At 42.9% G+C, this 1095-nt stretch carries 1 protein-coding gene; it reads left to right on the top strand.

The window, feature by feature from the left end:
* Positions 1-960: IS66 family transposase (gene tnpC, locus F7D73_RS12195; RefSeq protein ID WP_153125087.1), on the top strand; the 960-nt coding region annotated here is incomplete at its 5' end.
* Positions 961-1095 lie beyond the last annotated feature (135 nt).

The raw sequence follows: 1095 nt of genomic DNA, 5'->3' as shown, positions 1-1095 counted from the left end.
GTCTATCAGCCGTTTAACCGGCAGATAAAGAAGATGAAACAGGATGGCTTGATACTCGCTCCTTCAACAGTCGATGACTGGCATCAGGGTGTATGCGACAAGATAGAACCTCTCTACAATCTGCAGAAGGATCGAGTAATGTCCAGTTTGCTGCTTGGCGCTGATGGTTCTCCATTCCCGATATTGGACTGCGAGAAGCATAAGACGGTAAATCATTACTTGATTCAATATCGTTCAGTGGCGACAGGCATTCCAATCTTCATGGTTAATACGAAAAACAAGCATGGTAGGGGTACTGCTGACATCATGGACAACCTCAAAGATTGGAAAGGTGTGGCGCTGATGTGTGATGGTTACTCCGGCTATGATTGGCTGAAGAAGATAAATGGTCGTATATTGTGTCGCTGTGTCGTTCATGCCCGAAGACCAATGGAACGTGCCTTGAAGGAAAATCCTAATCTTGCAAAGATAGGTATTCTCTTCTACCAGAACATTAACCTGATTGAGGAAATGATAAAGGAGAAGAAACTTGAGGGCGAGGAGAAGGCACAGTTCAGGAAGGACCATGCTGAGCCACTATGGGAGGACTTCAAGCTATGGGCTGCAAGTGCCATCTTGGATGTGCCAAAAGACAGCAATATATACCAGGCATTGAACTATATGTTGCGCAACTATACAGAGTTGACCAATTATATAGACATCCCAGACATGCCTTTGGACAATAATGATACCGAACGCCTGATCCGTGACATGGTGATGGGAAAGAAGGCTTATTTGTTCTGCCGTGACTTGGATGCCTGTAAGCGTGCAGCAATGATGTACTCCTTGTTTGGTGCATGTAAGGTACTAGATAAAAATCCTGAGCGTTGGCTTTGTTATGTGTTGAAGCACATAGATTCTACGCCTGAGGATAAGTATTATACTCTTCTTCCTGAGTTCTGGGAAGATGAGGAACAATAAAAATGAATTTAATATTTAGTCAAATTAAGTTATAACCTCCATTAGCTTGTGCTGATGGAGGGCTAAATTGCGTATTCTTGTCTCAAAATTAGAAAAATGATGCCGCCGTGCAAAGGTACAACATTATTTTGAGAT

Origin of the sequence: Segatella copri, assembly GCF_009494395.1 — a bacterium.
Lineage (GTDB): Bacteria > Bacteroidota > Bacteroidia > Bacteroidales > Bacteroidaceae > Prevotella.
Note: the sequence above shows the minus strand (reverse complement) of the source record. Positions and strands in the feature narration are given on the sequence as shown.